Source organism: Sphingomonas sp. CFBP 8760 (assembly GCF_014841615.1).
GTDB lineage: Bacteria > Pseudomonadota > Alphaproteobacteria > Sphingomonadales > Sphingomonadaceae > Sphingomonas.
Window position 1 is genome coordinate 66,133 of sequence record NZ_JACYUG010000012.1, and the last position, 26,714, is coordinate 92,846.

General features: G+C 68.1%; 24 protein-coding genes. 13 read left to right on the top strand and 11 right to left on the bottom strand.

Annotated features, from left to right (window positions below; all coding sequences use genetic code 11):
* The first annotated feature begins 263 nt into the window (after nucleotides 1-263).
* Nucleotides 264-1,052, top strand: coding sequence for a TSUP family transporter (locus IFT82_RS14555; protein ID WP_244646776.1), 789 nt, complete (start codon nucleotides 264-266; stop codon nucleotides 1,050-1,052).
* A gap of 78 nt (nucleotides 1,053-1,130) precedes the next feature.
* Here the strand turns inward: IFT82_RS14555 and IFT82_RS14560 are convergent, their stop codons facing one another.
* The gene (locus IFT82_RS14560; RefSeq protein ID WP_192128058.1) at nucleotides 1,131-3,158 is read right to left on the bottom strand and encodes an alpha/beta fold hydrolase; all 2,028 of its coding nucleotides are present in this window, start codon (nucleotides 3,156-3,158) and stop codon (nucleotides 1,131-1,133) included.
* A 165-nt stretch (nucleotides 3,159-3,323) separates the two neighbouring features.
* On the opposite strand from IFT82_RS14560, the gene IFT82_RS14565 reads away from it, so the two are divergent.
* Nucleotides 3,324-4,622, top strand: coding sequence for a cation:proton antiporter (locus IFT82_RS14565; RefSeq protein WP_192128060.1), 1,299 nt, complete (start codon nucleotides 3,324-3,326; stop codon nucleotides 4,620-4,622).
* Nucleotides 4,623-4,629: 7 nt separating this feature from the next.
* On the opposite strand, the gene IFT82_RS14570 is transcribed toward IFT82_RS14565, so the two are convergent.
* The 7 genes from IFT82_RS14570 to IFT82_RS14600 form a co-directional block, all read right to left on the bottom strand.
* A complete protein-coding gene (locus IFT82_RS14570; RefSeq protein WP_192128062.1) occupies nucleotides 4,630-5,313 on the bottom strand; it encodes a response regulator transcription factor in 684 nt (227 codons plus the stop codon).
* A complete protein-coding gene (locus tag IFT82_RS14575) occupies nucleotides 5,313-7,982 on the bottom strand; it encodes a sensor histidine kinase (protein WP_192128064.1) in 2,670 nt (889 codons plus the stop codon). Before IFT82_RS14575 ends, IFT82_RS14570 begins: the two co-directional genes overlap by 1 nt.
* The gene (gene kdpC, locus IFT82_RS14580; RefSeq protein WP_192128066.1) at nucleotides 7,979-8,554 is read right to left on the bottom strand and encodes a potassium-transporting ATPase subunit KdpC; all 576 of its coding nucleotides are present in this window, start codon (nucleotides 8,552-8,554) and stop codon (nucleotides 7,979-7,981) included. Before kdpC ends, IFT82_RS14575 begins: the two co-directional genes overlap by 4 nt.
* 11 nt (nucleotides 8,555-8,565) lie before the next feature.
* Nucleotides 8,566-10,602 (bottom strand): potassium-transporting ATPase subunit KdpB, encoded by a 2,037-nt coding sequence (gene kdpB / locus IFT82_RS14585; protein ID WP_192128068.1) that lies wholly within the window; start codon nucleotides 10,600-10,602, stop codon nucleotides 8,566-8,568.
* A 14-nt stretch (nucleotides 10,603-10,616) separates the two neighbouring features.
* Nucleotides 10,617-12,320 (bottom strand): potassium-transporting ATPase subunit KdpA, encoded by a 1,704-nt coding sequence (gene kdpA, locus IFT82_RS14590; RefSeq protein WP_192128070.1) that lies wholly within the window; start codon nucleotides 12,318-12,320, stop codon nucleotides 10,617-10,619.
* A 13-nt stretch (nucleotides 12,321-12,333) separates the two neighbouring features.
* Entirely contained in the window at nucleotides 12,334-12,423 is a 90-nt protein-coding gene (kdpF, locus tag IFT82_RS14595; protein ID WP_157175503.1) for a K(+)-transporting ATPase subunit F, read from the bottom strand.
* A 141-nt stretch (nucleotides 12,424-12,564) separates the two neighbouring features.
* Nucleotides 12,565-13,434 (bottom strand): TorF family putative porin, encoded by an 870-nt coding sequence (locus tag IFT82_RS14600; protein ID WP_192128072.1) that lies wholly within the window; start codon nucleotides 13,432-13,434, stop codon nucleotides 12,565-12,567.
* Between the two features lie 276 nt (nucleotides 13,435-13,710).
* On the opposite strand from IFT82_RS14600, the gene IFT82_RS14605 reads away from it, so the two are divergent.
* From IFT82_RS14605 to IFT82_RS14645, 9 genes are read left to right on the top strand one after another with little or no spacing between them, the layout of a single operon-like run.
* Nucleotides 13,711-14,889, top strand: a complete 1,179-nt coding sequence (locus IFT82_RS14605) for an inositol-3-phosphate synthase (protein WP_192128074.1) — start codon at nucleotides 13,711-13,713, stop codon at nucleotides 14,887-14,889.
* A 10-nt stretch (nucleotides 14,890-14,899) separates the two neighbouring features.
* A complete protein-coding gene (locus IFT82_RS14610; RefSeq protein ID WP_192128076.1) occupies nucleotides 14,900-15,793 on the top strand; it encodes a hypothetical protein in 894 nt (297 codons plus the stop codon).
* Nucleotides 15,790-16,899: a methyltransferase domain-containing protein gene (locus IFT82_RS20980; protein ID WP_342355119.1), complete on the top strand. Its 1,110-nt coding sequence runs from the start codon at nucleotides 15,790-15,792 to the stop codon at nucleotides 16,897-16,899. The genes IFT82_RS14610 and IFT82_RS20980 overlap by 4 nt, the downstream gene beginning before the upstream one ends.
* A complete protein-coding gene (locus IFT82_RS14620; protein WP_342355120.1) occupies nucleotides 16,896-17,903 on the top strand; it encodes a Gfo/Idh/MocA family protein in 1,008 nt (335 codons plus the stop codon). Before IFT82_RS20980 ends, IFT82_RS14620 begins: the two co-directional genes overlap by 4 nt.
* The gene (locus tag IFT82_RS14625; RefSeq protein ID WP_192128080.1) at nucleotides 17,894-18,709 is read left to right on the top strand and encodes a hypothetical protein; all 816 of its coding nucleotides are present in this window, start codon (nucleotides 17,894-17,896) and stop codon (nucleotides 18,707-18,709) included. Before IFT82_RS14620 ends, IFT82_RS14625 begins: the two co-directional genes overlap by 10 nt.
* Nucleotides 18,706-20,214: a YcaO-like family protein gene (locus IFT82_RS14630; RefSeq protein WP_192128082.1), complete on the top strand. Its 1,509-nt coding sequence runs from the start codon at nucleotides 18,706-18,708 to the stop codon at nucleotides 20,212-20,214. Before IFT82_RS14625 ends, IFT82_RS14630 begins: the two co-directional genes overlap by 4 nt.
* On the top strand, nucleotides 20,211-21,041 hold the full coding sequence (locus tag IFT82_RS14635) for a sugar phosphate isomerase/epimerase family protein (RefSeq protein WP_192128084.1): 831 nt from the start codon (nucleotides 20,211-20,213) through the stop codon (nucleotides 21,039-21,041). The genes IFT82_RS14630 and IFT82_RS14635 overlap by 4 nt, the downstream gene beginning before the upstream one ends.
* A complete protein-coding gene (locus IFT82_RS14640; RefSeq protein WP_342355121.1) occupies nucleotides 21,017-22,255 on the top strand; it encodes a glycosyltransferase family 4 protein in 1,239 nt (412 codons plus the stop codon). Before IFT82_RS14635 ends, IFT82_RS14640 begins: the two co-directional genes overlap by 25 nt.
* Nucleotides 22,252-22,941 (top strand): PIG-L family deacetylase, encoded by a 690-nt coding sequence (locus IFT82_RS14645; protein WP_192128086.1) that lies wholly within the window; start codon nucleotides 22,252-22,254, stop codon nucleotides 22,939-22,941. Before IFT82_RS14640 ends, IFT82_RS14645 begins: the two co-directional genes overlap by 4 nt.
* A 9-nt stretch (nucleotides 22,942-22,950) precedes the next feature.
* On the opposite strand, the gene pdeM is transcribed toward IFT82_RS14645, so the two are convergent.
* Entirely contained in the window at nucleotides 22,951-23,613 is a 663-nt protein-coding gene (pdeM, locus tag IFT82_RS14650) for a ligase-associated DNA damage response endonuclease PdeM (protein WP_192128088.1), read from the bottom strand.
* Nucleotides 23,614-23,733: 120 nt separating this feature from the next.
* On the opposite strand from pdeM, the gene IFT82_RS14655 reads away from it, so the two are divergent.
* A complete protein-coding gene (locus IFT82_RS14655) occupies nucleotides 23,734-24,099 on the top strand; it encodes a hypothetical protein (RefSeq protein ID WP_192128090.1) in 366 nt (121 codons plus the stop codon).
* Here IFT82_RS14655 and IFT82_RS14660 read toward each other — a convergent pair.
* A complete protein-coding gene (locus tag IFT82_RS14660) occupies nucleotides 24,080-25,486 on the bottom strand; it encodes a M20/M25/M40 family metallo-hydrolase (RefSeq protein ID WP_192128092.1) in 1,407 nt (468 codons plus the stop codon). The genes IFT82_RS14655 and IFT82_RS14660 overlap by 20 nt on opposite strands.
* 153 nt (nucleotides 25,487-25,639) lie before the next feature.
* On the opposite strand from IFT82_RS14660, the gene IFT82_RS14665 reads away from it, so the two are divergent.
* Nucleotides 25,640-25,984, top strand: a complete 345-nt coding sequence (locus IFT82_RS14665; RefSeq protein ID WP_192128094.1) for a hypothetical protein — start codon at nucleotides 25,640-25,642, stop codon at nucleotides 25,982-25,984.
* On the opposite strand, the gene IFT82_RS14670 is transcribed toward IFT82_RS14665, so the two are convergent.
* On the bottom strand, nucleotides 25,974-26,627 hold the full coding sequence (locus tag IFT82_RS14670; RefSeq protein ID WP_192128103.1) for a PAS domain-containing protein: 654 nt from the start codon (nucleotides 26,625-26,627) through the stop codon (nucleotides 25,974-25,976). The two genes, IFT82_RS14665 and IFT82_RS14670, sit on opposite strands and share 11 nt — an antisense overlap.
* Between the last annotated feature and the right edge of the window lie 87 nt (nucleotides 26,628-26,714).

Sequence of the window (26,714 nt, forward strand, 5' to 3'; positions counted from 1 at the left end):
AGGGGTATTTGCACCGACGGTTTCCCATTATATGGCATTGGGTCTCGTTTCTTGGATTTGCCCTACGCTTGTTGGGATGGCGGCGTCAAGCGAGCGTCATTGGTCCTCCCATTGTGCCTGTCATTCGATTGCCGTTTTCCGCCAAGGCGTTGCGGATGCCGGACGAGCCGTCACCTGCAGCTCCCTGCCGTCATCTGTCGTCATGCCCGTGGCCATCGCGACGACAGATGGCCTATGGCCGGCGAACGACATGGGGGTGTTGCATGGAACCGGAGATTGGCCTGACGATCCTGCTGATGGCGGCGGCGTTCGTCGCCGGCATGATCGATGCCGTGGCGGGCGGTGGTGGGCTCATCACGATCCCGGCGCTGCTGGCGGCGGGCATTCCACCGATCCAGGCACTGGCGACCAACAAGCTGCAAAGCTCGTTCGGCACCGCCGGGGCGGTCATCGCCTATACCCGCCGGGGCCATATCGATCTGCGGCGGTCGATGCTCCCCGCACTCGGGGCATTCATGGGGGCGGGGCTGGGAGCGTATCTGCTGACGCTGATCGATCCGGGCTTCCTTTCCGGCTTCCTGCCCATGCTCCTGATCGCGATGGCGATCTATTTCCTGCTCGCCCCCCGGATGGGTGACGAGGATCGCCATGCCCGACTTGGACCGGCGATACTGGTCGCGGTGGCGTTCGGCATCGGCTGCTATGACGGGTTCTTCGGGCCGGGAACGGGATCGTTCTTCACGACCGCACTGGTCGCGTTGTTCGGGCTGGGCATGATCCGTGCCGTGGCGCGGGCCAAGTTGCTTAATCTGGCGAGCAATCTTGCCGGCCTCGCCGTGCTGACGATCGGCGGCCATGTGCTGTGGGTGACGGGGCTGGCGATGGCGGTCGCCAGTGTCGCGGGCGGACAGGTCGGCGCCTATGCGACGATGCGGTTCGGGTCGGGCGTGGCGCGGCCGCTGCTGATCGTCGTGTCGTTGGCACTGACCGCCAAGCTGCTCGCGGACCCCGCCAACCCACTGACCCGCACCGTGCTGGGCTGGTTCGCCTGACTTTGCCGGCAGGTCGGAATAGTCTCGGCAGCAACGAGGTTGATGGCGTCGCGGCAGGCTGGTTAGGGCACCACGCCCTCATCCAGCCGGCGCAAACGAAAAGAGTTGCGTCTTGATCGACGCCGGTGCCCCCGGCTTGAACCAGTTGGTGTCCTGGATATGGCTGGCGGTCACATACAGCCGCCCATCGGGCCCTTCGGAAAAGGTATCCGGCCAACGCAGGCGTGGATCGGTCAACACCTGCTCGACCCGGTCACCCACCAGTCGCGACACCGCATTGTCGGTCGGCGAGGTCAGGTAGAGCACCCCCGCCCTGCTCATCCACAATCCATCGGCGACATGCGTCTGCGCGACCGTCGTCACCCTGCCGGCGCGTTCACGTTCGTCGATTTCCGGACGGAGCAACTGCGTATCGATGCTGTAGAGCGTCCTGCCGGTCAGCGCCTGATAGTAAAGCGTGCCGCCGTCGTTGGAGATCGCGATGCCGTCGGCGGCGAACGCCGGTTGGCGGCCGTCGGGCCGGACCAGCGGCTTGCCGTCGGTCGTCACCGTCACGGTCGGGTCGACCTGGGTGGAGGGATGACCGTCGAGCGCGCGGAACGCCGTGCCGCTTTCCAGATCGATCACGATGATCGCGCCGCGCGTACCGCTGTCGGTGATGTATCCCGTCCGGCCATCGGGCGAGAAGCGGATATCGTTGAGGTAGGTGCCCTGCAACGCGACATCGCCCGCCACCTTGATGACCTTCGTCACGCGATCGGTCGCGAGATCGATCTTCACCAGCTTGGGCGCCCCTTCGAGAATTTTCTCGTTCCCCGGTGCGCCGGGGTCAAGCACCCAGAGATTGCCCTGGCGATCCGGCACGATCGACTGGACGCAGACGAAATAGTCACCGACCGGCAGTTCGTTGGCGCGCGCATTGCGCCAGCTGTTCCACTTGCCATCGGGATAGGGTTTGAGCGAACCGTCCTCCAGCACCTCCGCGACCGAGATCGGCGCATCGTCGGTCCAGCGCGGGAAGTTGACGAAGCGGCGGCCATCCGCCGTCACCGCGACGCCGGTGACCTGATGATCGAACTCTGCGACCTGCGTCAGCGGGCCGGCCGTGCGTTTCGCCTGCGCGACACCAATCGCGGCGGCGGCGATCACACCCAGCGCCGCGGCCCCGGCGAGGTAGGGCTTGCCCTTGTGCATGTAGAGGCTGCGGTCGGTGGTGTCGGCGAGATCGGCGGGATCGCCGGTGAACAGCGCCAGCAGATGCCGCGACACGGCCTGCGGGTTCTCCCGCTGCGGGAAATGGCCGACGCCGGCGAGGGTGACGACGGCGAATGGTCCATCGAACCTGGCCGGCACGTCCTTGCTGGCGGATGGCGGATTGATGCCGTCGACCGCGCCCTGAACGTACAAGGCCGGCAGCGACAACGTCTTCGTCTCCCTCACCTTGTCGTCCAGCCATCGACTGCGGGGATCGGGGGACGCCTCGTCCCACCGGGCACGGTAGCTGTGCAGCGTGACATCGGCCCAGTCGGGATTGTCGAACGAGCGCGCGACCCGGTCGAACGTCTCCTCGTCGAACCAGCCGGACGGCGACCAGTTGCGCCAGTGGATATGGGCAAAGCCTGGGCGATCGTCCCGCACCGCCTGCGCGCCGCGCGCGGTCGCCATGAACCAGTGATACCATTGCCGCTGTGCCTGTTCGAACGGCGGGGTCGGCATTCCGCCCAGCCGGGGCGGGGTCGACAGCATCGCCAGCCGCTCGACCCGGTCGGGCCAGCCGACCGCCAGTGCCTCCGCGGCATTGGCGCCCCAGTCATGGCCGGCGACCATGAACCGGTCGACCCCCAGCGCATCCATCAGCGCGATCGCATCGAGCGCCAGCACCGCGCTGTCGCCGGTACGCGCGGCATCCCCGATGAAGGTCGTCGCCCCGAAACCACGCAGGCTCGGCACGATCACCCGCAGACCGGCAGCGGTCAGGGCGGGTACGACCGCGTCCCACGTCGACGCATCATCGGGCCAGCCGTGCAACAGCAGGACCGGCGTTCCCGCCGGATCGCCATGATCGGCATAATCGATGTGCAGATGCTCGGTGCTGATGGTCGGCATGGGGAACGATGCTCCTGTCGTTCTTGGCAGAACCCGGTCCGCGCGGCCTGCGTTCCCGGAAAACATGCCTGATCTACGTCGGTTACATCGGATCGCGGCAGGTGTTCGCACCATCCGCCGCAAGAGCCGATGTAGCCATGCCCCCGGATCATCCGTTGAGCGGCCATGACGTCCGACCTTTACCCCGATACCTATATCCTCGTCATGACCGGCGCGGGGCTGCTGATCGCGCTGGTGGCGTGGTTGCCGCTCGCGTTGAAGCGGCTGCCGTTGTCGCTGCCGATCGTGTGCATCGCGATCGGCGCCGTGCTGTTCCTGCTGCCGCAGGTGACGCTGCGCCCGCTGCCGATCCGGTATCCGGAGGTGACCGAACGGTTCGCCGAATTCGTCGTCATCATCGCCTTGATGGGCGCGGGCCTGAAGATCGACCGGGTGTTCGGATGGCGGCACTGGTCGATCACGTGGCGGCTGCTGGCGATCACCATGCCGCTGGGTATCGCGGCGATCACCCTGCTCGGCATGACCGCGCTCGGCCTGCCGCTGGCGGTCGCGCTGCTGCTGGCCGCCAGCCTCGCCCCCACCGATCCGGTGCTGGCCGCCGACGTGCAGGTCGGGCCGCCCAAGACCGGCGACGAGGACGAGGTGCGCTTCGGCCTGACGTCGGAGGCGGGGCTGAACGACGGCGCGGCCTTTCCCTTCGTCCACCTCGCGATCATGCTGGCCGCCGCGCTACCGATGGGCAAACCGTGGTTGGCGGAATGGCTGACCTATCGGGTGTTGTGGGAGATCGTCGGCGGGGTCGCCGGTGGGTGGCTGGTCGGGCGGATCTTCGGCTGGCTGACCTTCCACATTCCCGCCGAGACGAAGCTGGCGCGGACGGGGGACGGGCTGATCGCGCTGTCGGCCACGTTCGTATCCTATGGCCTGACCGAGATCGTCCATGTCTATGGCTTCCTCGCGGTGTTCGTCACCGCACTGACATTCCGCAGCACGCACCGCGACCACAAATTCCAGCGTGAAATGCACGCGATCACCGAACAGATCGAACGGCTGGCGATGATGGTGCTGTTGATCCTGTTCGGCGGAGCGCTCGTCAGCGGGCTGCTCGCCTCCGTCACCTGGGTCGATGGCGCGGTGGCGTTGGCGATCCTGCTGGTGGTGCGGCCGCTGACGGGGTGGATCGGGCTGATCGGCCACCCCGCCGATCGCGGCGAGAAACGGACCCTCGCCTTCTTCGGCATTCGCGGTGTCGGATCGATCTATTATCTCGCCTATGGCACCAACCACATGGCGGTGCCCGACGCGACGCATCTATGGGGCATCGTCGGCCTGATCGTGCTGTTGTCCGTGCTGTTCCATGGCCTGACCGTGACGCCGATCATGCGCTCGCTCGACCAGCGGCGCGGCGTCGATCCCGACGCGGAGGGTGTACCCCCGCCGGGCCTGCAAGGGCCAGCGGCATAGCCGGCGGTCAATGGTCGGTGCGCAACCGGTAGCCAACGCCCAGTTCGTTGGCGATGACGCTGCCGACCGGCCCCGGCGCTTCCAGCTTCTGGCGGAGGTTGCGCACGACGATCCGCAGATATTCCACCCTTGGGTCCTCGTCGCCGGTCCACGCCGCCGCCAGGATGCGATCATGGGTGACGACCCGGCCGGCATGATGCGCCAGCATCGCCAGCACGCCATATTCCTTGCGGGTCAGGTGCAGCTCCTCCCCCGCCCGGCAGACGATCCGCCGGTCGAGGTCGATGACCAGATCGCCATGACGCACGATCTTCGCCGTCGCCACGCCGCCGCGATGGCGCAGCGCGACACGCAGGCGCGCGAGCAGTTCATCGGTGTCGAACGGCTTGGACACGAAATCATGCGCGCCGAGATCGAGGGCGGCGACCTTTTCGTCGGTGGCGTCGCGGGCGGAGACGACCAGGATGGCGGGATCGGCATCCTTCAGCAGCAACGGGATCAGCCCCAGCCCGTCCCGGTCCGGCAGGCCGAGATCGAGCAGGATCGCGTCGGGATGGTCGGATGCCGCCCGCAACAGCGCCGTGCGGGCGTCCGGTGCCTCCACCACGGCATGGCCCGCGCGTTCCAGCGTGTTGCGCAACAGCCGCCGGATCGAGGATTCGTCGTCGACGACCAGTATCGTGGCAGGCATCAGATGTGACCTTCGGGAGCATGGCGGACAATCAGCCCGGCCGGAAAGACCAGGGTAAAGACGGCCCCGGGTTCGTCGTCGCGGCTACCTGCTTCCACCGTCATCCCCATCGCCTCGGCGAACGCCTTGACGATCGCGAGACCCAGGCCGGTGCCACCGACCACGCGGTCGGACCCTTCGAGGCGGTGGAACGTCTCGAAAACCTCCGCCTCCCGCCCCGGCGGCAGACCCGGTCCATGATCGCGCACGACCAGCCTGATCTCGCCGTAGCGGTGGGTCGCCGCGACGACGATGTCGGTACCGGGATTGCCATAGCGGCCGGCGTTATCAAGCAGGTTGAGCAGGCAATGGTGCAGCAGTTGCGGATCGACCCGGACCAGCGGCAGCGACGGCGGCACGTCGAGGCGCACGTCATGGCCCTGCAGCGCGCGGCGGGCATCATGTGCCGCGCCCGCCACCGCGTCGCTCAGATCGGTCGCCTCGATCGCCAGTTTCAGCGCACCCGCTTCGACACGGGCCATATCGAGCAGGTTGGCGACGAACCGGTTGAGCCGGGCGGACTCGCTGCGGATGGTCGCGACCAGTTCCGGGGTGGCACCATGGTCGAGCTGATCGGCGGCGGCCATCACCGCGGTCAGCGGCGTGCGCAGATCGTGGCTGACCGACGACAGCAGCGCCGTGCGCAACCGGTCGCGGGTGCGCACGGCCTCGACATCGCGCATCTCGCCTTCCAGTCGCAGCCGTTCGAGCACCAGCGCCGCCTGATCGATCAACCCGCTGAGCAGGGGCAACCGGTCGGCCCGCACCGGATCGCCGCCGCTCTCCCGCGCCACCCCGATCACTGCAAGCATCCGGTCGCCCGCCGCCAAAGGCTGGAACAGCCATTCCGATGCGGCCAGCGTCCCAGATCCCTTGCCGGCAGCGGTGCCGTTGTCGAACGCCCAGTTCGCCGCCGCCATATCCATCGTATCGAGCCGATAGTCGGTGGTGCTCGCCGCCTGCACCGCCAGCCCGGTCCCACCGGAAGGGGCCAGCACGACCGTCTCCACGTCGAACAGCCCGGCGACGTCGTCACAGATCATCCGCGATGCGATCACGGGATCGTTGACCGCGCTCAACCGGCGCAGGAAGCCGGCCAGCGTGGCGTTGGTGCGGGCGCTGGCCGCGGCCATGTCCGCCTGCGTTCGCACGCGCGCGGTCAACTGGCTGGTCGCGATCGCCACGCCGAGCAGGACGAAGACCGACACCAGATTTTCGGGGTTGCTGACGCTCAACGTCCCCACCGGCGGCAGGAAGAAGAAATTATAGGCAAGGCTGGAGGCGATCCCGGCGAACAGGCCGGTTCGCAGCCCGAACAGGCTGGCCGCCGCCATCACCGGCAGCAGATACAGCAACGCGACGTTGCCGAGTTCCAGGATATGAAACAGCGCACTGGCCAGCGCCGTGACCAGCGCCACCAGCACCAGCGCGACCGCGTAACCCGCCCCCGGCTCCCGGACCGATCCCGATCGACCGGCGGGAGACGGCGGAGCATTGTCCTCCAGCGGTAGGACATGGATCGTCACCCCCGGCGTTTCGCGGATGAGACGATCGACGACCGATCCGTGGAGGAACTCGAACCAGCGCGACCGCCGCGACTTGCCGACGACCAGCTGGGTCGCGCGGGCATCGGTCAGGAAACCACGGATACCCTCCACCACCGATGGCGCCGGCACGGTGGCGACCGCCGCTCCCAGCTGCGTCGCCAGCGTCATCACCGCGGCGACCCGCTGATGCTGCGCATCGCCGAACTGCGCGGTTCGCGGGGTTTCGACGAACAGCGCGGTCCAGGGGCCATGCAGCCCGTCCGCCACCCGTTTGGCCGCCCGCACCAGTCCATCGGCACCGGGCAGTTCGTTGATCGCGACGACGATGCGCTCGCTGCCCGCCCATGTCCCGCCCACGCCCAGGGCGCGGACATGCTCCAGCATCTGCGCATCGACCGCCTGCGCCGCGCGGCGCAAGGCGAGTTCACGCAGCGCCGACAGGTTGGAACGCGAAAAGAAATGGCCCAGTGCGCGGGTCGCCTCGTGCGGCAGATAGACCTTGCCCGCCTTCAGCCGTTCGATCAGTTCGTCCGGCGGGATGTCGACGACCTCGATCTCCGCCATTTCCAGGATACGGTCGGGCACCGTCTCGCGCACCCGGACTCGGGTGAAGCCCGCGACGATGTCGTTGAGGCTTTCGACATGCTGGATGTTGACGGTCGAATAGACGTCGATCCCGGCGGCCAGCAGTTCCTCGACATCCTGATAGCGTTTGGGATGGCGGCTGCCGGGGGCGTTGCTGTGTGCCAGTTCGTCGACCAGCACCAGCCGGGGCGCCCGCGCCAAGACGGCGTCCATATCCATTTCGCCGAGCGTATGACCCTCATAGGCCACCGCGCGCCGGGGCACGATCTCGTGACCACGGGTCAGCGCCTGGGTCTCGACGCGCCCGTGCGTCTCGACCACGCCGATAACGACGTCGACGCCGTCGCGGCGGCGGGTCGTCCCCTCGGACAGCATCTCGAAGGTCTTGCCGACACCCGGGGCGGCGCCGAGAAAAATCTTCAGCCGCCCCCGCCCCTCCTGCGCGGCGGCGCGCAACAGGGCATCGGGATCGGGTCGGTTGCCGCCGCTGGCCGTCATCGGCGCGGCGTGGCGTCCAGCGCGCGGTTCAGGCCAAGAACGTTGACGTGCGCCTCGCCGAAGGGCGACCGCTCGGTCGCCGCGATGACGATCCCGCGCACGGTCGCCTCAGGCAACGCGCGAACCCGAGCGATCCGCGGCACCTGCGCCAGCGCCGCCGCGGGCGACAGATCGGGATCGAGGCCGGAGCCGCTGGCCGTGACGAGGTCGGCGGGCAACGGCCCTTCTACCCCCTCGGCGCGTTGCCGGGCGATGTCGGGCTTCACCCGATCGACCAATGCCCGGCTGGCGGGACCGAGGTTCGATCCCGACGAGGCGAGCCCGTCATAGCCCTTGCCCGCCGCCGATGGCCGGGTGCGGAAGTAACGGTCGGCGGTGAAGGCCTGCCCGACCACCGTCGATCCGATCACCCGACCGGCGGCGTTGCGCACCAGGCTGCCATTGGCCTGCTCCGGAAAGATCGTCTGCCCGATGCCGGTCATCGCCAGCGGATACACGATCCCGAGCAGGGCTGCGAACAGGATCGTCATGACGATCGCGGGGCGCAAGGCGGAGGAGAAATCGTTGCCCATGATGGTCTTCCTTATGCGAGGCCGATGCCGCCGACGAGCAGGTCGATGGCCTTGATGCCGACGAAGGGGGCCAACAGCCCGCCTAGCCCGTAGATGGCGAGATTGCGGGCGAGGAGCGGCCCGGCCGCCATCGGCCGATAGGTCACGCCGCGCAGCGCCAGCGGTACCAGCATCGGGATGATGACCGCGTTGAAGATGATCGCCGACAGGATCGCACTCTGCGGGCTGCCCAGCGCCATGACGTTGAGCACGCCGAGATCGGGATAGAGCGCCACGAACATCGCCGGGATGATCGCGAAATACTTGGCGACGTCGTTGGCGACCGAAAAGGTGGTGAGCGCCCCGCGGGTCATCAGCAGTTGCTTGCCGAGGCCCACGACCTCGATCAGCTTGGTCGGATCGCTGTCGAGATCGACCATATTGCCCGCCTCGCGCGCGGCCTGCGTGCCGGTGTTCATCGCGACGCCGACATCCGCCTGCGCCAGCGCGGGCGCATCGTTGGTGCCGTCGCCGCACATCGCGACCAGCCGGCCACCCCGCTGTTCCTGCCGGATCAGCGCCAGCTTGTCCTCCGGGCTGGCCTGCGCCAGGAAATCGTCGACACCGGCCTCCGCGGCGATCGCCGCGGCGGTAAGCGGGTTGTCGCCGGTAATCATCACCGTGCGGATGCCCATCTGCCGCAGCTCGCCGAACCGTTCGCGGATACCGGCCTTGACCACGTCCTTGAGGAAGATCGCGCCGAGCAGGCGGCCGTCACGGGCGACCGCCAGCGGCGTGCCGCCCGCGCGGGCGATCTCGTCGGTGATCCGGCGCAGTTCGGTCGCGGCGGCGGTTTCACCGAGCCCCGGATTGGCCTTCAGGATCGAATCGACCGCCCCCTTCTGCACCAGCATGTCGGGCGTCCGCACGCCGGAGATGCGGGTCTGGGCCGTGAACGGGATCACCTCCGCCCCCCGTGGCAGATCGGTGGTGCGCACCCCGAACCGGTCACGCGCCAGCACGACGATCGAGCGGCCCTCCGGCGTCTCGTCGACCAGGCTGGCGATCAGTGCCGCCTCCGCCAGTTCCGCATCGGTCGCGCCGCCCACGCTGCGGAACGCGCTGGCCTGACGATCGCCAATCGTGATCGTGCCGGTCTTGTCGAGCAGCAGCACGTCGATATCGCCTGCCGCCTCCACCGCACGCCCCGACTTGGCGAGCACGTTGAAACGGACCAGCCGGTCCATGCCCGCGATCCCGATCGCCGACAGCAGTGCCGCGATCGTGGTCGGGATCAGCGTGATGAGCAAGGCGGCCAGCATCGCGACGGGGATCGATCCGCCGGCGTAGCTGGTGAAGCCGGGAATGGTGCCGACCGCGATCAGGAAGATGATGGTCAGTCCGACCAGCAGCAACGTCAGCGCGATCTCGTTGGGCGTCTTCTGACGCTCGGCCCCCTCGACCAGTGCGATCATCCGGTCGAGAAACCCCTGGCCCGGCATCACCGTCACACGCACGCGGATCTCGTCGGAGATGACCCGCGTGCCCGCGGTGACGGCAGAGCGGTCGCCACCCGCCTCGCGGATCACGGGTGCGCTCTCGCCGGTGATCGCGGCCTCGTTGACCGAGGCGACGCCTGATACGACCTCGCCGTCCGACGGGATCAGGTCGTTCGTCTCGACGAGCACGATGTCGCCGACCTTCAACTGGCTGGCGGGCAGGTCGTCATACTGACGGCCATCGCCACGCAGCCGCTTGGCGGTCAGTTCCGCCTTGGTGGCGCGCAGGGAAGCGGCCTGCGCCTTGCCGCGTCCCTCCGCCAGTGCCTCGGCAAAAGTGCCGAACAGCACCGTCAGCCACAGCCAGACGACGAGTTGCAGCTTGAAGCCGATGGTCAGCCCGTCGTCGCCGATGGCAAGCAGCACCGTCATCAGGGCGGCGACGACAGCGGTGACGAACATCACCGGGTTGCGGATCAGTTCCGCAGGCCGGAGTTTGACGAACGCGGCCTTGATCGCGGGCACGACCAGGTCGGCGGTGAACAGGCTCTTGCTGGGGGTCTTTGCCATATCGGGCCCGCCTTTCAGGACAAGGTGCCGTGGATCATCGCGAGATGATCGGCGATGGGACCGAGCGCGAGGCTCGGCAGGAAGGTGAGGCCGCCCAGGATCAGCACGATCCCGACGAGCAGGCCGATCCACAGGCCACCGGTGGTCGGGAACGATCCGGCGCTTTCCGGCGTGTGCTTCCTGGCGGCGAGGCTGCCGGCGATGGCGAGCATCGGCACGATGATGAAGAACCGCCCGATCCACATCGCCACGCCGAGCAACCCGTTGTACCAGGGCGTGTTAGCGGTAAGGCCGGCGAAGGCGGAGCCGTTGTTACCGACCGCGCTGGTGAAGGCGTACAGGATCTCGGTGAATCCGTGCGGTCCCTTGTTGAGCGGCCCGGCCAGCCCCTGCGCCAGCACGGACGACAAGGCGGTCAGTCCCAGGATCGTCAGCGGCAGCACCGCGATCGCCAGCACCGCCAGCTTCACCTCACGCGCCTCGATCTTCTTGCCGACATATTCGGGGGTCCGCCCCACCATCAGCCCGGCGACGAACACCGCCAGGATCGCGAACAGTAGGAACCCGTAGATGCCGGCGCCGACGCCCCCGATCACCACCTCGCCCAGTTGGATGTTGAACAGCGGGATCATCCCGCCCAGCGCGGTGAAGCTGTCGTGCATCGCGTTGACCGCGCCGCATGACGCGGCCGTGGTCACCACCGCGAACAAGGCCGAGGCGGCGATGCCGAACCGGGCCTCCTTGCCCTCCATGTTGCCGCCCGCAATACCCAGCTGGTGCAGCACCGGATTGCCCGCCGCCTCCTGCGCATAGGTGACGGTGGCCCCGGCGAGAAACAGGATCACCATCGCCGACAGGATCGCCCAGCCCTGCCGCGTGTCGCCTACCGCACGGCCGAACGTCCAGGTCAGGCCGAAGCCGATCAGGAAGATCGACAGCATCTGGATGAGGTTGGTCAGCGCGGTCGGATTCTCGAACGGATGTGCGCTGTTGGCATTGAAGAAGCCGCCGCCATTGGTGCCGAGCATCTTGATCGCCTCCTGGCTGGCGACCGGCCCCAGCAGCAGCGACTGTTTCGCACCCTCCAGCGTGGTGACGTCGACCACCCCCGCCAGCGTCTGCGGCACGCCGCTGGCGATCAGGAACGTCGCATAGACGATGCTGATCGGCAGCAGCAGGTACAGCGTGACCCGCGTCACGTCCGCCCAGAAATTGCCGATCGCCGCCGCTTCGCGCCGCGCGAATCCGCGGAACAGGGCGAAGGCGAGCGAGATGCCCGTCGCCGCCGACAGGAAGTTGTGGATCGTCAGCCCCAGCATCTGGCTGAGGTTCGACATCGTCGTCTCGCCGCCATAGCTCTGCCAGTTGGTATTGGTCGCGAAACTGACCGCGGTATTGAACGCCAGCGGCGGCGACAGCCCTGCCAGCCCCTGCGGATTGCCCGGCAGCACGCCCTGCAACCGCAGCACCGCATAGGTGAACCCCATCAGGACGACATTGAAGACGATCATATGGACCGCGTAACGTCGCCATCCCTGCTCCTGACCGGGGTCGATGCGGGCCAGCTGGTAGAAACCCGCCTCGACAGGGCCCAGAACCAGATGGAGCGGCGTGCGGCGGCCTTCGTACAGCGCGAACAGCCACGCGCCGACCGGCTTGGCGAGCGCGAGCAGCATGGCGACGAAGCCGAGGATCAGGAACCAGCCCTGGATGGTCATGCGTCCGCTCCCTTCAGAAGCGTTCGGGGCGGATCAGCACCGCCACCAGATAGAACAGAAGGCCGAGCGCGGTCAGTGCCGCCAGCCATAGATCGAGGGTCATCGCGTCACCTCAGGCCCGGGTTGAAGCCGGGGTTCGAGCCCGGCACTAAGCATTGTCGCACAGGCGGGCATAGGCGAGCGTCGCTGCCACCAATCCGGCGATGATGGCGATCCAGAGCAGGTCTTCCATTGCCGGTGCTCCTCAAAACGCCGCGGTCAGCGACGCGACGACGGTGCTGCCCGCGATGGTGCCGGTGCCGTCCTGCCCCTTGCTGAAGCCGGGCCGCAGATAGGTCGCCTCACGTCGCGCAATGTCGGTGTCGATGTACGAAAGGCCGACCGTCAGCTTCTGCCAGACCGCGTCGATGCCGAGCGACCAGTCCCAATATTCGCCGGTCGGCGCGATCGCGGTGGCGTTCGGCCCAAGCCCGTCCTGCCCGCGACTGTGGCCGATATGCGCCTTGCCGGTGAACGGCGTGCCCGCGACCGCCACGGCACCGTTACCCCACAGATACAGGTTGTCGCCCCTGTCGCCCGGATGGTCGTACACCCCGGCCGCCGCGGCGGCACCCGTGTCGTACCACTTTCCGATCGCCTGCTGTTTCGGCGCATAGGCGACACCGGCGGTCAGAGTCGCCGGGCCTGCGGTACCGGTAAGCTTGGCATAGGGCTCGGCGAAGTCGGTCTTGTCCGCGCCGCCCGGATACATGTACCAGGTCAGCCCGACGTCCAGCGTCGCGTTGTCGGCCAGCGCCGCCTTGTAGCCGCCGATCAGGTCGAGCTCCATATTGGCGCCGCCGAAGGTACCCCAGCCGGCAAGGTTGGAAGCCCAGGCGCCGACGTACGGGCCGCTGTCGTGGGTGATGGTGATGCCGCCCTGCACGGCCATGTTCCGATCGGATTGCGATACGCCGCGAAAGCGGTAGTCGGACGCGATCGATGTCGATCCGCTGACGGTGATCGCGGGTGGTGGCGTGGTCCCGGTCGCGACCTTGTCTCCGGATGTCGACTGCGCCAGCGCGGCGGCGGGCATCCCGACAAACGCGACGATCAACGATGGTGTAAGCTTCATTCTTGCCCCCGACGGAACCGGCCGCCGCTGGGTGCGGATGCGGCCTTAGGGACGGGGGATTAGGCGCATGTCGCGTAGCAATTCGAGATCGATTCCGGGAAAGGGCATATAGCGCGCATATAGCCGGCGCGTTTTTCGACCGTGGTCGCGGCACGAAGACTCCGCCGGGCAACCTATGTATCCCATCGTCGAGTTTTACCGCGTTCTATTAACCACATAGTTGGACATTGCGTCCCGGTTGGCTAGCCAGCCCGTCCAAACTTGAAGGACGAACCTATGGGCGAACGGGTCGGAATCGCAGTGATCGGGCTGAACGGGGCGGTGGCCACCACCGCTGCGGCGGGGATCGCGATGATACGGGCGGGATCGAACGATCTGTCGGGGTTGCCGCTGGCGGCGCGCGACGTCGACGGCATGGCGGCGTATCGCGATCTGTATTTCGGCGGCTGGGACCTCAGCCACGACGATCTCGCCACCGCTGCGATGCGTCATGGCGTGATCGGTGAAAAGGAACTCGCCAGCGGCGCGTCCAGCCTGTCGGCGATGCGGCCATGGCCGGCGGTCGGCTCGACCGACTTCTGCGCGAACATCGATGGCGCGAACAAGATCGCCGCCCCCGGCCACCGTGCCGCGGTCGAGCGCATCCAGCAGGATCTCGCGACGTTCAAGGCAGACCAGAATCTCGACCGGGTGGTGATGGTCAACCTCGCCTCGACCGAGCGCAAGGCCGATCTGGACGCCCCGGCGCTCGCCAGCGTCGACGGATTCGAACGCGGGCTGGACGAGGACGATGCAGCGATCAGCCCGGCGATGCTCTATGCCTATGCGGCGATCGCCAGCGATACGCCCTATGCCAATTTCACCCCCTCGGTCGCGGCGGATGTCGCACCACTCGCCGAACTCGCCGGACGGCGCGGCGTTCCGGTGGCGGGCAAGGACGGCAAGACCGGGCAGACGCTGATGAAGACGGTGATCGCCCCGGCGCTGCGCGACCGGGCGCTGCATGTCGATGGCTGGTTCTCGACCAACATCCTCGGCAATTCCGACGGGCTCGCCCTCGACGATCCCAAGAGCCTCGCCTCCAAGGTCGACACCAAGAAATCGGTGCTCGACCAGATTCTCGGCTATCCGGTCGAGGATCACATCATCATGATCCATTATTACAAGCCACGCGGCGACAACAAGGAAGCGTGGGACAATATCGACCTGACCGGCTTCCTTGGTCAGAAGATGCAGTTGAAGCTGAACTTCCTGTGCAAGGATTCGGTGCTGGCCGCGCCGCTCGCGATCGAGATCGCCCGTTGCCTCGCGCTGGCGCAGCGGCGCGGCGATGGCGGCGTGCAGGAGCAGATGGGTATCTTCTTCAAGATGCCGCAAACCGCCGGCGGCAACGAGGCGATCCACGCGTTCGGCGAACAGCAACTGATCCTCGATCGCTGGCTCGACACGCAGTGAGCGGACAGGCGTGAGACTCGACGCCTCGGCGCTGCCGCTGCTGCGCGAACTCGGCGACCTGAAGCGTATCCGCTCGGCGGAGCGGGACGGGTCGATCGCCGAGCGGCTGTTCATGCGCGGCTGGGCGGCGCTGACGGCAGGCGACCCGCCCGTGTCGGTAATGCGGCGCATCGTCGCCGCCGCGCTGGCCGCCGCAAGGCTGGGTGACCTGGATCGCGCGACGCTGGCCGATCTCGGCCTGTCGGATGCGGAGGCGCTCGCGGTGCTGGAACGCGGGTTCGACGAGGTGACAGTACGGCTGGAACCGGCGCTCGCGCTCGAACTCCGCGAGGCGCTGGCGGACGGCGCGCCGCCCGCCGGGCCGGTGCCGCATTTCGCGGTGCAGCAGGCGGGCCAGCCGCGTGCGGGGGTCACCTGTCCCGGCCGGCCACGCCTGTTGCTCCAGCCGCCGGAAAATCATGCCGAACATTGCCTGATGGTCGCGGTGTACGGCGTGCTGGCCGCGCCCGGCTACGGCGCCGACGCCACGGAGGTGTTCCTGGCAGGCATGGCGCATCATTTCCACAATGCCGCGATGCCCGATGCGGGCTTCACCGGCGAGGTATTGCTCGGCGACCTGCTCGACCGCGTCATCGTGCAGGCGCGTGAGCGGGCGATGGCGATGCTCGATCCCGCCGTCGCCGCCCCGGTGCGCGCCGCGCTTGCCCCGATCGGTGGCGATGCCACGCCGGCGGCGCGGGCCTTCCATGCCGCCGACGTGATCGACCGCGTGCTGGAGATCGAACAGCATCTGCGCGCCGCCTCCGCAACGATGGATACGGTGCTGCACACCTACGAACTGGTCCATGCCGGCCCGGTGAAGACGTTCCATGACCGGGTGCTGGCGGAGGTCGGGCTGCTGTGACGCCGCCGGTTGCGATCTGGCGCTCGCCCGTCACCGGCCGGGTGCTGACGCCCGACACTCCGCACTCGCTGGCGGCGCCGGGCGAGCGGTGGCCGGTGGTCGACGGCATTCCCTATATGCGCACCGACAGCGAAGGGCTGGTAGCGGTGGCGCTCGACCATCTCGATGCCGGATGCCCAGACGATGCGCTGGTCGCGCTGCTGACCGATCAGGACGCCTGGTGGACCGGCCCGGCGACCGATCTGCGCGAGTTGAAGCGGCTGGTGCGCGAGCGCGACACATTGTCGCTGCGTGACGCGATGGCGCTGCTGCGGATGGGGCCGGTGGCGGATTATTTCGCGCATCGCTGGTCCGATCCGACCTATCTGGCGGGGCTGGCGCTGGTCGAGGCGCATTGGCAGTCGCCCGCTACCGCGTTCGAACTCGCATGTGGCATCGGCCATTATCTGCGCGACCTAACGACATGCGGCGTCGCCTGTCTGGGGGCGGATGTGGTGTTTGCCAAATGCTGGCTGGCGAAACACTGGGTCGCGCCGCTGGCCGATTATGTCGTGTTCGATGCCGCCGCCGGCTGGCCGATTACCGGAAGGCGCTTCGATCTGGTCCAGTGCCACGACGCCTTCTACTTTCTGCCCGACCAACCCCGCGTCGCGGCGCGGTTGCGCGAAGCGGTCGCGCCCGGCGGCGTGCTGTCGGTCGGCCATCTCCATAATGCCACCGTCACCGGCGGGGCGAAGGGGCCGGCGCGGCCGGCGGCGGATTGGGCGGCGCTGTTCCCCGATGGCGTGGTCTATGACGAGCGCGAACTCCGCCGCGCCTTGTTGGCGGGCGATGCACCGGTATCGACCGGATGGTCGGACGATGCGGGGATCGAGGCGTGGTCGGTGGTCGAGGGCGCGACCGGGCCATTACGACCGCTGACCGGCGGGCTGGCGATGCCACCGGCGGACGCCAGATTGCGGCCCAATCCGCTGCTGATCGACGGCGTCCCGCACTGGCCATCGGATCGATACCGCGACGAATATGGCGACACCTGCACCTGGACGACGATGGCGGGCGATCCCGTCCGCACCCGTCGTTTCATCGACCTGCCGGTGCGGTGGTGAGCGCGCGGTGGGGCATCGCCGGCTTCGGCTGGGTCGCGCGCGACTATATGGCGCCGGGTATAGAGGCGGCGGGCGGTACGCTGGTCGCGATCGCCGACCCCTCGCCGCTGGCGCAGGCGAGCGCCGAATCCGCCGGGTTGCTGGCACATGACGATATCGCGACGATGTTGGCCGGTGGCGGGATCGATTGCCTCTACGTCGCGACCCCCAATCATCGCCATGCCGATCCGGTCCGCGCGGCACTGGCGGCGGGCGTGCCGGTGCTGTGCGAGAAACCGATCGCCGCCACCCTCGCCGATGCCGAGGCGATCGGCGCGGCGGTGGGCGACCGCCTGTACGGCACCGCGTTCGATCAGCGTCATCATCCCGCGCACCGCGCGATGGCCGGGGCGATCCGCGATGGCGCGATCGGACGGCCGGTCGCGGTCCGCATCGTCTATGCCTGCTGGGTCGATCCGGCATGGTCGCCGGACGGTGGCGAGGCGGGGGCAGCCTGCAACTGGCGCGCCGATCCGGCGGCGGCGGGGGGCGGCGCGGTGATCGACCTCGCGCTGCATGGGCTCGATCTGGCGGAACTGCTGCTGGGTGAGCCGTTGGCGCGGCTGCACATCGCCTTGCAACGCCGCATCCATGATTATCCGGTCGACGATGGCGGCATCCTGTCGGGCCGGACCGACAGCGGCATCCTGTTCCAGAGCCATGTCGCCTATAACTGCGCCGAGGTGCTGCCACGCCGCCGGCTGGAGGTGCTGGGCGAACACGGCCTGCTGGCCGCCACCGACACGATGGGCCAGACCGCCGGCGGCACCGTGACACTGCGCTGCGGCCGGACGGGGGCGGAAAGCGCCCTGCCCTTCGACGCCGCGCTGTCCCCCTTCGCGGCGCAGGCCGCCGCCTTCGCCGCCGCGACGCGGGGCGAACCGCATGATTTCTCCATTGACCGGGATCTGTCGCTGATGCGCCTGTTCGACGCCGCCTACAGCCGGGCATTGTCATGCCTTTGAGTTGGTATGCCTGCGCGCATTGCGGATTCTGGCAACGCCATTTCGCGCCCGCCGACTGCCCGGTCTGCACCGATACCCGCAACGACCTGCCGGAGGATGGCTGGCATTTCCTGCCCGAGGCGGAGGTGGCCGCGACGCATGAAGGCGGTTGGCGGCAGGTCGCGGACGATCTCTGGGCGTTCACCACTACGCCGCATCTGGGGCTGGGCGGCACCGGCTGGCTGATCGTGCGCGACGGCGGCAACATCGCGTTCGAGGCGGCGCCCTATTACTCGCCCGCGATGCTGGCGCAGATCGCGGCGCTGGGCGGCATCCGCTTCCTCGCCGCCAGCCACGCGCACGGGTACGGCGCGCTGTTCCAGTTGCAGCGGGATTGTGCGCCGGAGATGCTGGCGATCCACAAGGACGATCTGGCGATGACCAAGGCGTTCCGCGTCACCACCCCGTATGACGACGTGCTGGAACTGGCGCCCGGCTATACGCTCCATCACGTCGGCGGCCATTATGCGGGGCAGGCCGCGCTGCACGACGCGCCCGGCCGCCGGCTGTTCTGCGGCGACATGTTCAAGATCGATCAGGATGCGGCCGGCGTCAGCCACGCCATTTCCAGCCACAAGGCGTTCCACAAGGACATCCCCCTGACCCATGGCGAAATCCGCCAGTACCGCGACGTGATCGCGCCGCTGGCGTTCGACGCCGTGCTGACCCCATTCGAATATGCACCCGAGGTCGGTCGCGACATCGCGGTCGCGGTGCTGGACGAGGCGCTGACCCGCGCGCCCGGCGTGAAGAGGATATCGTTATGACCACATCCCGGATCACCGGCCTGCCGGGTGGCCTCGGCCCCGCCTGCCGCACCTATCTCGATGCGTTTCCGGCCGGCGATATCGTCGCCTTTCCGATCGATCCGATCGACCGGATCGGGATTCCCGTCTGGATAGTAGCGCTGTTCCCCGACACGCCCGCGCTGGACGGCATCATGCCCTACGGCGTCGGCTACGGCGCGGATGCGGAGTCCGCGATCCTCGGCGCGCTGGGCGAGATCGCCGAGATGGTGTGGCCGACGCTGACCCTGTCGTCGCGGGCGAAGACGCGGGGCAGCTATACGGACCTGCGCGACAAGGTCGGTGCCAGCGGCATCGCCGATCCGCTGACGCTGTGCCTGCCTGCCGGATCGCCGGTCGGCCGGGACACCAAACTCGACTGGGTGGAGGCGCGGCGCTGGGCGGACGGATCGGCGGTGCTGGTGCCGATCGACCTCGCCGCCTATTCCTCGCGCGAGCTGACGCCGGGTTATGTGCCGTTCACGACGATCATCTCCAACGGGATGGGCGCGGGACCGGACCTCGACTGGGCGATCGGGCACGGCTTGTGCGAAATCCTGCAACGCGACGGCAACGGGCTGCTGTTCCGCGCGCTGGACCGGGGCGTCGCGATCGATCTGCCCGACGAGCCACCGGCGGCGATCGCCGGGCTGGTCGACCGGTTCGCGGCGGCGGGGGTGCGCGTCGTCCCCAAATTCGCGACCGACGAATTCGGGCTGGCCAACGTCTATTGCGTCGGCATCGACGAGGGTGCCGAACCGGCGGTGCCGATCATGGCGACCGGGTGCGGCGAAGCGGCGCATCCCGACCGGACGCAGGCGCTGGCGAAGGCGATCGCGGAATATGCCGCCAGCCGCGCGCGCAAGGCGTTCGCGCACGGCCCGATGGCGCTGGCGGAGGCGATCGCGCCGCCCGGCTACATCGCCCGCTTCATGGAGCAGGCCGGCGGTGCCGCCAAATCCAGCGACGGCCGTGCCTTTACCGAGATGCAGCGCTGGACCCGCACCGATGCCGCGACGCTGCGCGGCTGGCTGGCGGACACGATGCTGGCCGAACGCACGCGCATCGATGCCGCCACGCTGCCGGCAGCGACGGTACCCGATGCCCGGACGCGCGGACAACTGGCACGGGCGGCGGTGGAGGCGGCCGGGTTCGACATCCTCTATGTCGACATGTCCCCCGCCGATGGCGCGGTCGCGGTGGTCAAGGTGATCGTACCGGGCATGGAGGTGGAGACGATGAGCTATTACCGGATCGGCGAACGCAACGTCGCCAAGCTGGTGGCGATGGACAGCCCGCTGATCGGTTTCGGCGGGGAGGCAAGCGCGACGCGTCGTCCGGTCCGCCTGACCGACGAGGCGATCGGGCGTCTTGGCGGTCAGCCCTTCTTCGATACCGCCGCCGCCGATGCGATCGTCGGCCCGCTCTATCCCCTGTACCGCGAGCCGGAGGCGCATCACGTCGCTTGGGCGGAGGCGACGGCATGACGCTACGTTTCGCCTACAACACCAACGGCGCGGCCAATCACCGGCTGGACGACGCGCTGACCCTGATCGCGGAGGCGGGGTATCACGGTGTCGCGCTGACGCTGGATCACCACCATCTCGATCCCTTCGCCGATGGCTGGGCGCGCGAGGCGGAACGCGTCGCCGCCCGCCTGCGCACGCTGGGGCTGGGCGCGGTGATCGAGACGGGCGCGCGCTACCTGCTCGATCCCCGCGACAAGCACGAACCGACTTTGGTCACCGCCGATCCCGCCGGCCGCGCCCGCCGCGTCGCCTTCCTCGCCCGCGCGGTCGAGATCGCCGCGATCGTGCAGGCGGAGACGGTGTCGTTCTGGGCCGGCGTGCCCAAGCCTGGTGTCACCCGCGCCGATGCGCTCGACTGGCTGGACGCCGGGCTGGCACAGGTGATCGACCATGCCACGCGCATGGCCATGCCCGTCAGCCTCGAACCCGAACCGGGCATGGCGATCGAGACGGTCGCCGATTACGACCTGCTCGCCGTCCGGCATCCCGATCTGCGGCTGGCGCTGGACACCGGCCATTGCCTCGTCACGCAGGATATCGCGCCGGACGCCGCGATCCATGCCTATGCCGACCGGCTCGGCACCGTCGCGATCGAGGATATGCGCCGGGGGGACCACACCCACCTTCCTTTCGGGCAGGGCGACATGGACATGCCCGCGGTGCTCGGCGCGCTGACGGCGATCGGGTTCGACCGGCTGGTCTGCGTCGAACTGTCGCGCGAAAGTCCGCGCGCGCATCTGGCGATCCCGGAGGCGATCGGGTGGCTGCGCGGGGCGATGGCCTGATGCACGTCTGCTTCGTATCGCGGCGGTTCTTCCCGGCGATTTCGGGCATGTCGATCTATGCGATCAACTTGCTGCGCCAGCTCGTCGCGGGTGGCCATGACGTGACGATGGTCAGCCAATATTACGGCGATCCCGTCCGCGCCCTCGTCTATGGCGGCGGGCCGCCGCCGCCGGTGCCGGGCGTGCAGGTGATTGGTCTCGAAGCCGTGGGCGAGCAGGACGGCGGCGATTTCGAGCGCGATATCGATGCGATCGTCGCCACCATCGTCCGAGAACACGCCGTGCGCGCGTTCGATGTCCTCCATGCGCAATATGGCTATCCCACCGGCTGGGCGGCGATGATCGCGGCAGCGCGACTGGGGCTGCCCTGCGTGGTGTCGATCCAGGGCGGCGATGGCCATTGGGTCGGTTCCTGTTGCGAGACGCATCGGCTGGCGATGGTGCGGGTGCTGGACCATGCCGGCGCGCTCCTGATCGGCGGCGCCAGTTTCGCGGGCGAGGTCCACGACCGGCTTGGCACCGCGCGCGACCGGTTCACGATCGTGCCCGGCGCGGTCGATACCGGCCACTTTACGCCGGCCATCGACCAGGGGGACGCACGCGACGGCCCCGTCCGCCTGTTCTATCATGGCCGTGTCGACCGACGGAAAGGCGTGCTCGACTTCCTTCATGCCCTGCCGAGGGTGACGGGCGACTGGCGGGCGACCATCTCCGGCATCGGTCCCGATGTGGAGCCGGCACGGGCATTGGCGGCAACACTGGGGCTGGACGATCGCGTCGCCTTTACCGGCTATGCCGATTACGACGCGGTTCCAGCGCTGTATCGCGCTCATGATGTATTCGTTTCGCCGACCTATGCCGAGGGTTTCTCGAACACGATCCTCGAAGCGATGGCGAGCGGGTTGGCGGTGCTGTCGTGCCACGCGGTCGGCGTGGTCGATTGCCTGCGCGATGGCGATAACGGGCTGCTCACCGAACCGGGCGACGTGCCCGCGCAAGCCGCGGCGCTGTCGCGGCTGATCGCCGAACCCGATCTGCGTCGCCGGCTGGCGACCACCGCCCTGGCGGAGTGTCGCCGCGTCTATAGCTGGGACGCAGTCGGACGGCAGATCATGGTCATCTACGCCGATCTGCACGGCCGGCCGCAGCCGGCGTTCGACACCGTCCTGCCCCTTGCCCCTTGTCGTTTCCGCCTGGAGCCGCACCTGCTGTGAAGCTCCTCGCCATCTCGCCGCATCTCGACGATGCCGCCTTTTCGGCGGGCGGCCTGCTGGCGGCACGGGCCGATCGGGGATGGGACGTGACGGTGGCGACCTGCTTCACCGGCAACGTCGCACGACCGGCAGGTTTCGCGCTTGCCTGCCAGCTGGACAAGGGTTTGGCGGCCGGCATCGACTATATGGCGCTTCGCCGTGCGGAGGATATCGCCGCCTGCCGCGAACTCGGTGCGCGCGTCATCCACCTGCCTTTTCTGGAGGCACCGCATCGCGGCTATGACACGGCGGCGATGCTGTTCGAGCCACGGTTGGAGGACGATCATATCGTCGATCCGCTGACGACGGCCCTGGGCGCGCTGGTGCGGGCGGAACGACCCGACCTCGTGCTGGGGCCGCTATGCCTGGGGGATCATGTCGATCACCATGCCGTGCGGGACGCGATGACGCGGGCCTGCGCCGACCGCGACATGCTGCTGTGGGAGGACTGGCCCTATGCAGATCGACAAACCCCTGTCGCCGCCACCCCGGCGCTGATCCAGCCGCTGACCCCCGACCTCCACACCCGGCGGATCGCGGCCTGTGCCGCCTATGCCTCGCAACTGGGTTTCCAGTTCGGCGGTGTCGAGGCGATGGCGACGCGGATCGGCGCGATGGCCGAGGAACGCTATTACGCCCCGAACTGACCGATCGGGTCAGGCCGCCAGCGGAAAGCGCAACAGCCGGTTCGCCACCGGTACCAGCGCCTGCGCGGCGGTGCCGACCGCGCGGACGATCGCGGGATGGCCGGCATCGAGCCCGCCGGTCAGCGATCCGAAGGCGGGCAGGATCAGCTTGGTCGCGCTGGCGACGAAGCACCGTCGTGCGATCTGACGACCGCGCACGCGGATGCGCAGCTTGGGATGGAAATGACCCGACAGTTCGGGCCGGCGATCGGCGGGATCGGCCTCGTGCCGCAGGACGAGTCCGTCGATCGTCACCTCGGTCGCGACCGTGCCGCCACAGGGTCCGGCGATCGCGGGATCGTGGTTGCCGGTGATCCAGGTCCACGCCACCGCATCGGTCATCGATCGCAATATCGCCTGCGCGGCGGCGGGCAGACGCTCCCCGCCGCCCACGTCGTGGAAACTGTCACCCAGGCACCAGATCGCCCGCGCGCCCGTGCGCGTCGCCAACGCCGCCAGTGCCTCCAGCGTGGCGATCGAATCATAGGGTGGCAGGAACTGGCCGCCGCCCGCCAGCCAGCTGGCCTTTTCCAGATGCAGGTCGGCGACCAGCAGCGCGCGATGCGCCGGCCAGAACAATGCGCCCTCGGACAGCGCCTGAAAATCATGTCCGCCGAACGAAAGGGGAACCATGACCCGGCCATGCCCGGCTCGTGCCGCCCGCGCAAGGGCGGGCAGCGATGGTGGCCCATTCGCCGGGTGCATGACGGCACCACGGGGTCTATGCAGGCGATCCGTCACAAGGAATTGCCGATGATCCTGTCGCTTCTGCTCTCCGCCGCCGCAACCCAGGCCCCCGCCGCCGCGCCGGCCCGCCTGTCGCCCGAAGCGGCGGATGCACGCTGCGTCGTGGTGCTTGGCTTCATCAACGCGCAGGGCAAGCTGACGCCGGAGCGGGCGGAAGCCGTGAAGAACGGCACGATCTATTATCTGGGCAAGCTGCGTGGCCGCAATCCGGGTGTGAACTTGCCCGCGACACTGGATGCCGCCGCCAAGCTGGCGACCGCGCAGAAGGTGAATGTCGGGTCGGAGGCGCAGCGGTGCGGCAGCGAACTGGCGCAATTGAGCGCCGCCACCGCCCGCCCCGCGGGCGTGTCCGCTACCCCGCGTAAGCCCTGACCAGATCGAACAGATAGTCGCGCGCGTCATAGAGCGAGCGCACGCGCACCCGCTCGTTCAGGCCGTGCGTCCCGCTGCCATCGCGATCGACGAACATGCCCGGCACCCCATAGACGGGAATGCCGATCGCCCCCAGGAACACGCCGTCGGTCGCACCGGTCGACATGAACGGCGCCATCGGCACGCCGGGGAAGTGCTTCGCCGCCAGCTTGCGCGCCGGCTCGACGATCGCGGGATTCAACGGCGGCGGCACGGCGATCGGGCGGACCGGCTGGTTGGCGGTTACCGTCACGGCCGGCCCCGCCAGTCGTCGGAGCGTCGCCAGCGTACCGTCCACCGTCTCGCCGGGAAAGATGCGGCAGTTGACGTTGGCGGTGGCGCGCTGCGGCAATGCGTTTTCGGCATGGCCCGCCTTCAGCAATGTCGTGACGCAGGTGGTGCGCAGCGTCGAATGGAACGCCTTGTCCGCGCTGACGATCGCATCCGCCGCCTGGTCGGTCGGATCGGCGAGCAGACGGGTGATCGCGTTCGCCATCGGCGGCGCGCCCGTCCTGGCGGTGGCGGTGAAATAGGCGCGGGTCGTATCGGTGAAATGGACCGGGAATTCATACCCCTGCACCGCCTTCACCGCATCGGCCAGCTGGTAGATCGCATTGACCGGTACCGGTTGCGAACTGTGCCCGCCGGGATTGGTCGCCGTGAAGGTGTAGTTCTGCGCCGCCTTCTCCCCCACCTGCAACGCCAGCGCCTCGCGCCGGCCATCCGCACCCAGCCGGCCGCCGCCACCCTCGTTCAGCGCGAATTCGGCAGCAATCAGGCCCGGCCTGTTCTGCGCCAGCCACTGCGCGCCGTTCCACGCGAAGGTCGTCTCCTCGCCACAGGTCAGCGCCAGCTTGATCGTCCGCTTCGGGCGCGGGCCGGCGGTGCGCAGCCGGATCAGCGTATCCGACCAGATCGCCGCCTGCGCCTTGTCGTCGATCGTACCCCGGCCATAATAATAACCGTTCTCCTCGATCAGGGTGAACGGATCGCGCTCCCAGTCGGCCCGGTTCGCCTCGACCACGTCGAGATGCGCCAGCAGCAGCATCGGCTTCCTTGCCGGATCGCTGCCCGGCAGCGTCGCGACGATCCCGCCCTCCTTGGGATGCTCGGGCACCGAGAAAGACACGAGATCGGCATCGGCGAACCCCGCCGCCTTCAGCCGTGCGCCGATCTGCGCCGCCGCCTGTGTGCAACTGCCCGCCGACAGCGTCGTGTTCGTTTCGACCAGTTGCTTGTAGAGTTCGAAGAATGCCTTTTGATCGGCCCGATCCTGTGCCGCCACCGGCGTCGCGCCGCCCAGCACTGCGATGATCGCCACGCCCGCCATCGCCCTGATCCGCCGCATCGCCCTATCCCCCAAGTCGCTGACCGGGCAGTAAAGCCGGTCAAGGCACGCCACGCAACCGGCATCGACCGACGCCGGCTGGCGGACCGATCGGGGGCAGATCGAAACGGTGGTTGACCTCGTCAACGACTATCTACCCCCCGGCGGCAGCTCGTGCCCGATGCCCGCGTCGCCGCCGATATCGCCATCGATCGATCCGTCGATCATGTCGAGCGCGATGATGCCGGCCGGTGCCGCGCGGTATCCATCCGGATGCTTACCTATTTTTCACTTGGCGTGGGACAGATAACGGCGTCACATCGCGTATACGCACCACGCCCGCAATTTCAGGATCGGATCAGATCGATGACCAAGGTGGCCGACACGCCAGCGATTGATATTGCACTGGATCATCTGCAATCCGTGCTGGCCATCCTCGATCAGGCAGATCTGACCGTGGAAGCCGCCATGACCGATCATGTCATCCAGATGCTGAAGGCGACGCGTACTAGCCGGTAATCGGTGTCAGGGTCGCGGTCAGCAGCCGCTCCACCTTCACCAGCCCGTGATGCGTCAGTTGCACGGCATCGGGGCGCGCCGCATCGGACTGCGCCAGCCCATGCTGCCGCAACGCCTTCAGCCAGCGCAACACCATCCCCGGGCTCATTGCCAGTGCCTCGGCAATGTCGGCGATGGTCAGCGAGCGCCCCTCCGCCTCGGACAGATAGATCTGGATCAGGATCGCCCCGACATAATCGCCGAACAGATCCTCGCCCAGTTCCACCATCCGGCACGAATACAGATGCCGCATCTGGACCGCCGCCTTCCACATGTGCAGGGGCGACACGGCGAGCAGTGACGGTTCCTGCCAGAACAGGGTCGACACCAGATGCCCGGCATCGTCGAGGCGCGACACGAGCAGGTCCGCCTCGATCACGCTGCCGTCCGGCCGGTGGTAACGCTTGCGCAATTTCGTCGGGACGGCCCGGTCGACCAGCCCCTCCAGCATCTGCTGGCTTTTGGCGATATCCCCGGCGACGGTGATCGCCCGGTACGACTGGCCCACCAGATCGCTGCCCGGCCGCCGCACCATGTCGCAAAAGGCGGCGTCGACGCCGCGGATGATCCCCGTCCGGGTCGATACGCAATGGGCCGTAGGCATGATCGCTCCTTGATCCGGTGGGGCGGCACGGCCCACTGGACAGACTAGTTTGATCCGTATCAACCTTTTAGTGCCAAATCATCCATG

What these genes read in the sequence shown, in the direction of transcription:
- IFT82_RS14555 (WP_244646776.1), top strand. Translation starts at nt 264, where the DNA reads ATGGAACCGGAGATTGGCCTGACGATCCTGCTGATGGCGGCGGCGTTC.
- IFT82_RS14560 (WP_192128058.1), bottom strand. Translation starts at nt 3,158, where the DNA reads ATGCCGACCATCAGCACCGAGCATCTGCACATCGATTATGCCGATCAT.
- IFT82_RS14565 (WP_192128060.1), top strand. Translation starts at nt 3,324, where the DNA reads ATGACGTCCGACCTTTACCCCGATACCTATATCCTCGTCATGACCGGC.
- IFT82_RS14570 (WP_192128062.1), bottom strand. Translation starts at nt 5,313, where the DNA reads ATGCCTGCCACGATACTGGTCGTCGACGACGAATCCTCGATCCGGCGG.
- IFT82_RS14575 (WP_192128064.1), bottom strand. Translation starts at nt 7,982, where the DNA reads ATGACGGCCAGCGGCGGCAACCGACCCGATCCCGATGCCCTGTTGCGC.
- kdpC (WP_192128066.1), bottom strand. Translation starts at nt 8,554, where the DNA reads ATGGGCAACGATTTCTCCTCCGCCTTGCGCCCCGCGATCGTCATGACG.
- kdpB (WP_192128068.1), bottom strand. Translation starts at nt 10,602, where the DNA reads ATGGCAAAGACCCCCAGCAAGAGCCTGTTCACCGCCGACCTGGTCGTG.
- kdpA (WP_192128070.1), bottom strand. Translation starts at nt 12,320, where the DNA reads ATGACCATCCAGGGCTGGTTCCTGATCCTCGGCTTCGTCGCCATGCTG.
- kdpF (WP_157175503.1), bottom strand. Translation starts at nt 12,423, where the DNA reads ATGACCCTCGATCTATGGCTGGCGGCACTGACCGCGCTCGGCCTTCTG.
- IFT82_RS14600 (WP_192128072.1), bottom strand. Translation starts at nt 13,434, where the DNA reads ATGAAGCTTACACCATCGTTGATCGTCGCGTTTGTCGGGATGCCCGCC.
- IFT82_RS14605 (WP_192128074.1), top strand. Translation starts at nt 13,711, where the DNA reads ATGGGCGAACGGGTCGGAATCGCAGTGATCGGGCTGAACGGGGCGGTG.
- IFT82_RS14625 (WP_192128080.1), top strand. Translation starts at nt 17,894, where the DNA reads ATGCCTTTGAGTTGGTATGCCTGCGCGCATTGCGGATTCTGGCAACGC.
- IFT82_RS14630 (WP_192128082.1), top strand. Translation starts at nt 18,706, where the DNA reads ATGACCACATCCCGGATCACCGGCCTGCCGGGTGGCCTCGGCCCCGCC.
- IFT82_RS14635 (WP_192128084.1), top strand. Translation starts at nt 20,211, where the DNA reads ATGACGCTACGTTTCGCCTACAACACCAACGGCGCGGCCAATCACCGG.
- pdeM (WP_192128088.1), bottom strand. Translation starts at nt 23,613, where the DNA reads ATGGTTCCCCTTTCGTTCGGCGGACATGATTTTCAGGCGCTGTCCGAG.
- IFT82_RS14655 (WP_192128090.1), top strand. Translation starts at nt 23,734, where the DNA reads ATGATCCTGTCGCTTCTGCTCTCCGCCGCCGCAACCCAGGCCCCCGCC.
- IFT82_RS14660 (WP_192128092.1), bottom strand. Translation starts at nt 25,486, where the DNA reads ATGCGGCGGATCAGGGCGATGGCGGGCGTGGCGATCATCGCAGTGCTG.
- IFT82_RS14670 (WP_192128103.1), bottom strand. Translation starts at nt 26,627, where the DNA reads ATGCCTACGGCCCATTGCGTATCGACCCGGACGGGGATCATCCGCGGC.